A 9,827-nucleotide genomic window follows, 5' to 3' on the forward strand; every position below is an offset into this window, starting at 1 on the left:
ATAAATCCGGTTTTCGGTGGAGGTGATCCAGTTGCAGAACCGATCCCACACATTGGCGCTTTCGCGCTGCTGAATGGTGGTTGTCATGATTGCTGTATGGTTATTTATTTTTCAAGGTTCTTGAAGGACAGGCTGTGTTTGCTTGCCTTCTATAACTACATTAACGGCATTGTTGCTTTTTGTAAACCAATATGAGATTGGATAATAGTATCACTCTCATAGCTTTTACTTATGACATTGAGGATTATAAATTGTTCTAAATTCTAAAACCCTTTTCAGGTAGTGATTATAGAAAATTAACAACTGAGATAGAAATCATGAAATGTAACAGATTGTGAAAAATATTGAGGTTGCGATCGGGGAAGGTAATTTTAGAAATGACGCAACGCCTATATTGCCAGGGTAGAAACCCTTAGCAGAAACCCCGATCGCATCTATCATTTAGCCTGAATCAATCTTGTGTCGGTCTGAATTGACACAAATGCGGATAGCTTAGAAATTTTAGACCCACCTACTGCCAGTTGCCGACCAAAACGAAAGCCGCCCAGTGAGCGGGGTGTTGAAATTGGACATTCTCTCCATCGAGCAAACTCAGTTGGGCATTCCGCAGGGCTTCGGCTTTACTAATTCCAGAAGTCTTCAGTTCTTCGTAAAATCGCGTCATTAGTTGCGCTGTAGACTTATCGTCAACGAACCATAGGGACGCCACCGTACTTCGCGCTCCGGCGCGAACGGCAACCCCAGCAAGTCCTAACGCTGCTCGATCGTCTCCGACTGCGGTTTGGCAAGCACTGAGTACCAAAAGTTCGATCGCCGTTTTGCGTCCATCGCGCGATTGCAGTAAGCGGTTGAGTAAATTAATATCGATTAACTTATCCCAGCTCAGAAGATAGGTTTCTTCAGCATTAGAGCTAAATTGTCCGTGGGTGGCTAGATGGACGATCGCCGAAGGAGTTGCAGTAATATTATTTTGTAAGCTTGTTGCCGTAAAGCCTTCATCAAGTAGCTGTTGGCTGGGAACGAGTTCTCCAATCGCCTCTAACTCATTATCTACCCAATCTAACGGTTGCCACTTTTCTAACCACTTTTCGGGCATATTGCTCAATCCTGCGGCTAGTGTCGTTAACCCGACTTCTCGAATGGGGTTGACGCTCAGCAGTTGCAACCCCGGTGTCAGGGCGATCGCATACTTTTCGATTAGATACTGTTCTCCGTCGTGCAACACCGACATCGGCACGTTCCGCAGCTTCCCATCGAGGACGAACACCAGAGTTTCAACTTGGCTCGCGGCAAGTTCGTCTTCGATGGGGCGTATCAACCAATCGTACATCGGTTGAAATGGTTCTGGGGAATCTTGCAATGGCTCTGGAGAAGGTGTCCCATCGGGAAAGACTGGGACGATCGCAACCTCACCTCGCGTATTGTCCTGCACCGTCAAAATGATATCGTCGAGGGTCTTGCGATCGATTGTCTCCGTTGCATGAAGCAGAATGGGTTCTACCTCTTCCCCCGTTTCCTCTTTAGTCGGTTTTGGGGTCGGATCTGGCAGTGCCGCAATGACTTCAAGACGATCGCCGATAACGATCGAATAAATCACCGCTGCCTTGGGGTCAACATCATCAATCTCTTTAGGCTTTGCATCGATGCAGGCTTCCCGGAAAAAGTTGTCCAACTCCGCCAGTTGCAGGGCTTCGATCGTATCGCGAGCGAGTTTGAGATTTTCTGGGGAGACCTGTTCTCCTTCCTGGTGTTGCAGCAACACATCTACAAAATCTCGATAGATCGGTTCGATACTGTCCCGAAAGGAAAACTGTAAATCCGGCGAAATTGCCGCTAAATCCCCCCGCAAGGTTTTCAAGGTGGCAACTGCTTCAGCGTAGGGAGCGATCGCTTCTTCGGGTTTGTTTTGCACCTCAAGCAATTGTCCCAACTGCCACTGCCACTGATAGGAAATCGACGATGCTCGAACCGCGTGAGAACGTTTGAGCGCTAATTCCGTCACCTCTTGGGCGATCGCGAACTGTCCCGTCAATTGGTAAAGTTTGCCCAAAGTTCCCAAGGCGAAGGATTCAGCTCGAAGATCCTTCAGGCTGCGGGCTTCTCCAACCGCTTCTTGTAGTTGTCGAGCAATATCTGCTGCCATGTCTGCTGAGGAAACTTCATCCACCCCCCAGGAGTCAGACTGGAAAATATCGATCGCGCTTTGCGCCAGATTTACCCGCGCGTTCGCCGAAAACCTCCCTGGTGTCAGTCGATCGATTTGTGTCTGAAGTTTAGGTATCAGTTCTCCAGTTTTTTCCCACTCCCCATTTTCGATAAACAGCCGCAGCGTGTTGAGTTTGGCATCGATGCAGGTTCGGGGGTCAACTCCCGAGTTACCATCGGCGTTGATGCAGTTTTGGGGGGCGATTCCCGATAGATTGGCGGCACTCTGGTACTTTAAGAGTGCTCGATCGAGTTGCTCGATGTAGCGTTGGTTATAGTATCTCCAATCTTTTTCGGAACCATCATTATTACGATTCGGGCTATCTTTCCTGAAGCGATCGCTCGACTCTTTTGCCCGTTGCGCCAGAGATTGAGCGGTATTCCCCAAACTCAACTGGGCTTTAGCTTGCAGTTCGGGCAAGTTCAACCGAGTGGCGATGTCTAAACTTTCTGATAAAATCTCGGTGGCATTGAGATTCTCTTCGTCGTCGTCTGGATCGTCATCTGACGATTGAGGGGTTGCGATCGCGTTTTCTGATACTTCGACGGGTGCGATCGTCCCGTCCAGATTCTGGATCTCTTGTATTATTTCTGTTTCTGGGGGTTCGGGGGGTTCCAACTTCCCCACCACTCGCAAGGTATTGCCCAATGCCAACAAGGTCTGTGCTTTGAGTGCCGAATTGGGACGCTCTGCCAAAGATTCTTTCACCTGGGCGAGAACCTTTAGCGCCCGTCGGTAGAAACCCAACGCCTGCAATGCCTGAGCTTGATTAATTTGGCTGGCAAATCGTCCCCCGTCGTCGTCGAGTGCCTTGTAAATCTCTGCGGCCTCTTTCCAGGTTTCCAATGCCAGATTCGCTTGTCCGGTTGACAATTCCAACTGCGCGCGAACCTGTAAAATTTGAGCCAAAATCGGGTTGGTATTCCCTTCGACAACATCCAACGCTTCGAGACTGTTGGCGATCGCCTCTTGCGCTGGAGTCCAATCTCCCAACTGCTGGTACGCCAAGGATAGATTGCTTAATGCAATGGCACGATCGCGGTTGTTTCCTTGTGCCGCGAAAGCTTCTGCGGCTTGTTGCAAGATTTCGGCGGCTTCGGCAAACTGACCTGTTTTGTAGAGTTCTCGGCTGTTCCCTACCCGTTGGTTGGTGGCGAGGAACATTTCTCCCTCGAAGGTGGATTGGGTCGGTAATACCGACCCAATGGCTCGATCGCTCCATCCCACGCTTGTTAATACCAATAGTGGCAGCAGTCCCCAACTCCACGCTAACGATTTCATCGTCCTCGCACCTCTGAATTGCCGATAGTTTAGAGTATAAGTTTTAACTTGTTTTTAGAGAAGACTTCCGATCTGGACGTGAAGTGGGCAATCTTCCTCAAATTCAGGTCGTTGAAGTCTGTTCGATCGAGTATTTACCTAGCTCGATCGATTCGGGAAATCATGAATCCACAACGACGAAATCATGCCTAATATCAACGATATAAGAGCGAGGAATGAGGAACGGAGACGAAATTCGGAACGATCGGCAACGCGATCGAGGTTGAGCGCCCAATACACATTCAGCCTAAAATTTAACCCCAACTCGCGATCGATTTAGAGAATGTTGAGTATCGTTAAAGGTGAATTCACCCCTAAATTGCTATTCACAATTTAGGGTATTTTTAATTAAAATTAAAATGTTTAAATTATTCTTCAAAAAGTTTTCTGAACTTTCCCGACTCAAATCGCAATTCTCGACAAAATACCCAGTGAAATATATAGCTTTTGCGCTGATTTCCGCAGGCATCTGTTTGTCGATCGGTCTTCTGGTTTCCTTGCACAGTCCGGTATTGGGCATCGGTTCGGCTGTTGTTACCACTCCCAATCACTTGGGAACTCACCACCATCCCATCACCACCTCATCTCCTCAAGCTCAAAAAGATTTCGATCGCGGCTTAATTCTTGCCTTCGCCTTCAACCACGCCGAAGCATGGGAAGCATTTGAAAAAGCGACCCAATCCGATCGAAACTGCGCCATGTGTTACTGGGGAATGGCATTGGTTCTCGGCCCCAATATCAACACCCCCATGGATGCCCAAGCTGTTGAACCCGCTTATGAGACCATCCAAAAAGCCCTCCAACTCGCCGAAGGAACCAGCGATGCCGAGCAAGACTACATGAGTGCTTTGGCAATTCGCTATACCCCCGAAGCAAAAGACGATCGTGCCGCCCTCGATCTTGCCTACGCTCATGCCATGGAAGCCCTATCTCAACGCTATCCCGAAGACGTAGATGCTGCGACGCTATTCGCCGAAGCCCTAATGAATACGATGCCTTGGGATTATTGGATGCAGGACGGACAGCCCAAACCCGAAACCCAAAAGATTCTAACGGCTCTGGAATCGGTACTCGATCGCGAACCCACGCACCCCGGTGCAAATCACTACTACATCCATGCCGTGGAAGCCGTAAACCCCTACAAAGCCGAGTCAGCAGCCGATCGCTTGCGGGATTTGAACCTGGATGCGGGACACCTAGTTCATATGCCCTCTCACATCTACGTCCGCATCGGGCGGTATCACGATGCGACTGTTGTCAACGAACGGGCGATCGATATTGATGAAGCATATATTGCCCGCGAAAAGCCCAAAGGAATCTATCCAGGGCTGTACTATCCCCACAATATTCATTTTCTCTGGTTCGGTGCCAGCATGGAGGGCCGCAGCCAAGTGGCGCTCGACGCGGCTCGCAAATTGGTAGCGCAAGTTTCACCCGAAGCCGTGCGGGCAGCACCGTTCTTAGAGCAGTTTCTCCCCGTACCCCTGTTTACCCTCGTTCAGTTCGGACAGTGGGAAGCGATTCTCGACGAACCCCAGCCCCCGTCGGAATTTTTCTATTCCACCGCCATGTGGCACTACGCTCGCGGGCTGGCGCTTGCCCGTCTCGAACACCTCGATGAAGCTCGTACCGAGGCTACGGGTTTGGCCGCAACGATCGATACGGGTGAATTAATCGATGATGCCGTACCATTTGCCAGTCTCGTCCAAATTGCAGATACGCTTCTGAGGGGAGAAGTGGCTGGGTTAGAGGGGAAATCTTCCCAAATGCTCCAAGAATTCCAAACCGCTGTCGAACTCCAAGATTCCATCCCCTACATGGAACCGCCGTTTTGGTACTATCCCACTCGCCATACGCTAGGGGCTGCATTGTTGGAAGAGGGACGAGCTTCGGAAGCCGAAACCATTTACCGCGAGGATTTAGCCCAAAATCCCGAGAACGGTCGATCGCTGTTCGGTTTGGCGCAAAGCCTGGAATCTCAAGGGGCGATGGAGGAGGCGGCAGCAGTTCGACAGCGGTTTGAGATAGCTTGGGCGCACGCAGATATTGAATTGAGGGTTTCGCGCTTCTGATTTGATGACAGATGCCGAAGTCACAACTTTTTAGCATTCAATAGATTTCAATGTCATTCGACGATCGATCTCGCTTGGAAATGTGAGATGGGAGTTGACTCGTGGTGCGATTGATGATGGATATCACTTGTATCGCGGGTGAAAAGTTAAGCAGTTCGATCGCTCCCCCATCAACTCCCAACAGATCGGGCAATCTGCAAAAACACCTCGGTTGCAGGTGACGAGACTCAACCCAACGAAAGGAGAGGCCATCGGCGATGGCTTCTCCTTTTCCCCATATTCTGTTTTGCGATCGCTTAAGCGATCGCACTGACGAACTTTTCGGGTCCAACTAAAGAAATATAAGGTTCCAAGAAGTAGCGTTGGGCTGTTTCAAGAGCGATTTGGGAGGTGAGAGCCGCAATGGCTTCGGGAAATCGATCGTCAAACTCCACGCCCAAACCCATCATTTCATACCAACCATAAATCTGAGCCAGTTGAGCGTTGGTTTGTTTGCCCAGGGCGTATTGTCCCAACAATTTATTTTTAGAGGCTTGCAGTTCTTCGGGCGTGAGCGGTGTCACCCGCAGTCGCTCGACTTCGGCACGCAATCCCTCCAAGGCAATTTGGGTGTTCGATGGCGCGGTTCCCATGTAAGTAACGAAGTTAGAGCGATCGAGGCGGGTAGGGAAAAATGCCGAGACATCATAGGCCAATCCCCGTTTTTCGCGCAGTTCGACAAACAAGCGACTGGACAACCCATTACCCAAATAGGTATCGAGTAGCTTGAGGCTGGCGTAATCCGTCGAGACTCCATCAAAGAATTCGCCCATGGACACCGACGGCCCGAGATAGCCTAACATGACGATCGACTGTTGGGTTTCTTGGGTCGTAATTTGACAGCCCGGTTGGGAGGCAATGGAAGGAAGTTCCTCTGGAGGTAAGGGGATTTCTGGAGCTTGCCAATCTCCGAAAACTTTTTCGATTTGGGCGATCGCTTCTGAGGAGTTCAAGCAACCCGATACGCCGATTGCCATATTATCCGGACGAAAGTAGGTTTGATGGTAGTCGAGCAAATCGTCTCGGGTAAGTTCGGAAACGCTCGCTTCTGTTCCCAGACTCGATCGGGCGTAAGGATGTTCGGCATACATCGATTGCCTCAGTTGAGCGAAGGCGATTGACATGGGTTGCTCTTTTTGAGAGCGAATGGCTTGCAGGGTCAAACGTTGCTCTAGTTTGACTTCCGATTCGGGGAATGTCGGTCGTTGCAAGATTTCTGCCGCCAATGCCAAGATTTGGGCAAAATCCTCCGACACGGTTTTCAAGCCGAGGACGAAGTAATCTGCGGCGGTATCGGTTCCCAAACTGGCACCCATGGATTCCACTTGCTCGGCAATCTCCATTGAAGATCGAGTCTCGGTTCCTTTGGTCATCACCGTCGCTAGCAAATGAGCCACTCCGGCTCGATCGGGTTTTTCCCGACGGCTGCCAGCTCCGAAAAAGATGCGAGCCGCCATAATATCAGCGGTGGGATTTTCAACGGCGATGACAGCAATCCCGTTATTTAAAGTTGTTTTACGGACGCTGGAAGTGGGCCTGGCGATCGAAGTCATGGGGGTTTTATAGCACTATGGAAAGAAACGACGATGGGGAAGTCGAGATAGCAAGGGAGAGTGAATGGACAATGGATAACCAACGATGGGTGAGTTGCGATTCTCCCCATCTCTTATAGAATTGAGAACTCCGAACTCTGAAGTCCGCTTCTAAATTCTCCCCGTCAGGCTACTCTCCTTGGGCAATAGTGATGGCGTAACAATCTCGACGCAGGTACCGACGGGCGAGTTGCTGGAGTTCTTCGGGTTCAAATGTTTGAATTCGCTGAGGATAGAGCGTGGCTATCTCCGCGTTTGCAAGAGTTTGATAGTATCCGTACAAACCGGCAAGCTGAGCGGGGGTTTCTGTAGAAAAGGCAAAATCGTTGCACAGTTGGCGTTTTGCCCGAGCCAATTCGACTTCGGAAATGGGGGTTGTTTGCAATTGATGGACTGCCCGAACGACGAACTCTTCAACGGTGTTTAGATAAACAGGTTCGAGTCCGGCTGTGATGGTCAATAAACTCGAATCTCGCTGCAAGGAGAAATCTCCGGTAATCCACTGCACGAACTGTCGTTCTTCTCGCAGTTGGCGAACCAAGCGCGACGAGCGACCCCCCGCAAGCACGATCGCCAGCAAATCGAGTCCGTAGGCATCATGAATCTCATCGATACCCGGTCCGATCCATGCCATATTTAACCGTGCCAGCTCTAGCCTGGGCAAATACAATTCCCGTCGGCGCACGCAATCGAGCGGTGGTTCGGCTTCGACGCGCGAGGTGGGACAGGAAGGGGGTGAAGGAAAATCTCGAAAACAGTCCTCGATCGATTCTAGGGCTAAGTCTTCTTGAATGCCACCGGTGATGACAACCGTCATGTTCTGGGGTTGGTAGTGCGCTTGGTGAAAACTGCGCATTTCTTGAGGCGATCGTTCGAGCAGTTCGCCAACTGCACCCAAAACTGGTTTTTTGTAGGGATGCACCTGGTAAATGGTGTCCATCAGCGCGTCAAATGCCACGCCATCGGGGTTATCGTTCGCTTGGCGAATCTCTTCGAGAACGACATCCCTCTCCCGGATAAATTCGTCGTCAGGAATGGAAGCGTGTAACAAGATTTCCGCCAGATAGGGCAGGGTCTCCTGGAAATATCGATCGGCTGTCGCGATGAAAAAATGGGCGTAGTCGTGGCTGGTCGCTGCGTTGGTCGTCCCACCCCGATTTTCGATTTCCAGATCGAAAGCACCCGGAGGTAGACGATCGGTTCCTTTGAAGATCGCGTGTTCGAGAAAATGTGCCATACCCGACCAACCGTCCGGTTCGGCAAGTGCTCCAGCGCGCACCCACACATCGGCGATCGCCACTGGGGTGGCTGGCAAATATTGATGGACGATGGCTAACCCATCATCCCGCCGAAATCGTTTGACCCGAAAGTGGGAGGAGATAGAATGTCGATCGAAATGACGAGTAACTTTCAACCTTGAACTCGTTACAGTTTTGAATGTGTATTCAGATTATCCCCTGAATTGTCATCGATCCGCGCATATTTTAATACAAACGCAAGGATTTCCAGAGAGGAATATCGCGCCTCGCGTGCGGGTTCGAGTGAATTAAAAGACAAGTTTGGCAGCAGACGCGCGCTTAACAAGCGTCTCTTTTCAAGAACGTTAGTAGAAGAGCGCGTTGCATGACGGGGCTGTTTCTCTTCTTCACGCGCGATACTACCAATCGCGCGATAACGGCTGTGTCGAGCGAGTAATCGGTTCGTCCGAACCGACGGCAAATCGGGCAAAGAGATCTCGACCGACCAAAATCTTAATTTTTCGGGCCAGGCGCAGTTGCAAGATCGGATCTTCGAGCAAAGAGCGAATGTCCAAGAGTGCTTCAGCTTTTTGGAGATCGTACACGCGAATGTACCACACACCCCAGCGCCGGAAAACCTGAGCGTTTTCGAGAGATTGGAGCTGCTCTAACTCCGTGGGGTTCTCCCGATAAAAATCTAATATCAGTCGAACTAGCTGTGAGGGTCGCTTCATCGTTCTTAAATTTCCACAATAGGATCGAAATATCTAACGTATCGGTTTGGTGTAGTGATTATTGAAGCGCAACTCACCTCGATCGGGGATAACCCTGACAAAAGATTTAACAAGCGATCGCTATAGGCGCTCGGAAACCTTTGAGGCTATAAGCTTTACTAGACAAAGCGATAAGCTCGATGGAGTCGAACCGACCCCCGTAACAAAAATTGATATGTGCGGACATAACTTTATGGATGAAGTGAGTCAGAAGCCTCAGTCTATTCAGGAAGACTTTATAAAGTTATATTAATAATCTAAAGCTATGTTAATAAAGCCAAAAAAGCTAAAAAACAGCAGAGAAACCCAAATTATCACGATATTCTCCGATGCCAAACACCATTGCTTCGATGGAAGCTCAACTCCAAACTCATCGCGATTCGATTCTCGGAATTTTTAGTGCTTCAGTTATCCTGACATTGTGGGTCGGCAGCTTGGTGTGGCTGTTACCTGCGGATCTATCAAATTTCCCAATTTGGGGGATAGCGGCAATTTTCTTAGTGAGGATGTTCCTACACACGGGGTTGTTTATCACCCCTCACGATGCCATGCACGGCACCATTTGTCCGACGCTGCCCCGTATAAAC

The 9,827-nt window shown here is 49.9% G+C and carries 6 protein-coding genes and 1 pseudogene; 3 read left to right on the forward strand and 4 right to left on the reverse strand.

What is annotated here, in order from left to right; all coding sequences use genetic code 11:
• Positions 1 to 195 (forward strand): hypothetical protein (locus IQ235_RS09855; RefSeq protein WP_264321300.1); only part of this gene is annotated, 195 nt, incomplete at its 5' end.
• Between the two features lie 316 nt (positions 196 to 511).
• Here IQ235_RS09855 and IQ235_RS09860 read toward each other — a convergent pair.
• Positions 512 to 3,487 (reverse strand): CHAT domain-containing protein, encoded by a 2,976-nt coding sequence (locus IQ235_RS09860; RefSeq protein WP_264321301.1) that lies wholly within the window; start codon positions 3,485 to 3,487, stop codon positions 512 to 514.
• Between the two features lie 470 nt (positions 3,488 to 3,957).
• Between IQ235_RS09860 and IQ235_RS09865 the strand changes: the two genes are divergently transcribed.
• Positions 3,958 to 5,598, forward strand: a complete 1,641-nt coding sequence (locus IQ235_RS09865) for a tetratricopeptide repeat protein (protein ID WP_264321302.1) — start codon at positions 3,958 to 3,960, stop codon at positions 5,596 to 5,598.
• Between the two features lie 296 nt (positions 5,599 to 5,894).
• Here the strand turns inward: IQ235_RS09865 and IQ235_RS09870 are convergent, their stop codons facing one another.
• The 3 genes from IQ235_RS09870 to IQ235_RS09880 form a co-directional block, all read right to left on the reverse strand.
• The gene (locus tag IQ235_RS09870) at positions 5,895 to 7,190 is read right to left on the reverse strand and encodes a M16 family metallopeptidase (RefSeq protein WP_264321303.1); all 1,296 of its coding nucleotides are present in this window, start codon (positions 7,188 to 7,190) and stop codon (positions 5,895 to 5,897) included.
• A 169-nt stretch (positions 7,191 to 7,359) separates the two neighbouring features.
• Positions 7,360 to 8,643 (reverse strand): M16 family metallopeptidase, encoded by a 1,284-nt coding sequence (locus IQ235_RS09875; protein ID WP_264321304.1) that lies wholly within the window; start codon positions 8,641 to 8,643, stop codon positions 7,360 to 7,362.
• Between the two features lie 243 nt (positions 8,644 to 8,886).
• Complete coding sequence (locus tag IQ235_RS09880) at positions 8,887 to 9,201, reverse strand: hypothetical protein (RefSeq protein ID WP_264321305.1); 315 nt, start codon at positions 9,199 to 9,201, stop codon at positions 8,887 to 8,889.
• A 368-nt stretch (positions 9,202 to 9,569) separates the two neighbouring features.
• On the opposite strand from IQ235_RS09880, the pseudogene IQ235_RS09885 reads away from it, so the two are divergent.
• A pseudogene (locus IQ235_RS09885) lies at positions 9,570 to 9,827 on the forward strand (hypothetical protein); the annotation flags it as partial.

This window comes from Zarconia navalis LEGE 11467, assembly GCF_015207075.1.
Lineage (GTDB): Bacteria > Cyanobacteriota > Cyanobacteriia > Cyanobacteriales > Geitlerinemataceae > Zarconia > Zarconia navalis.

Excerpts from the sequence above, each read along its gene's own strand:
- IQ235_RS09860 (WP_264321301.1), bottom strand. The coding sequence starts at position 3,487 with ATGAAATCGTTAGCGTGGAGTTGGGGACTGCTGCCACTATTGGTATTA.
- IQ235_RS09880 (WP_264321305.1), bottom strand. The coding sequence starts at position 9,201 with ATGAAGCGACCCTCACAGCTAGTTCGACTGATATTAGATTTTTATCGG.
- IQ235_RS09870 (WP_264321303.1), bottom strand. The coding sequence starts at position 7,190 with ATGACTTCGATCGCCAGGCCCACTTCCAGCGTCCGTAAAACAACTTTA.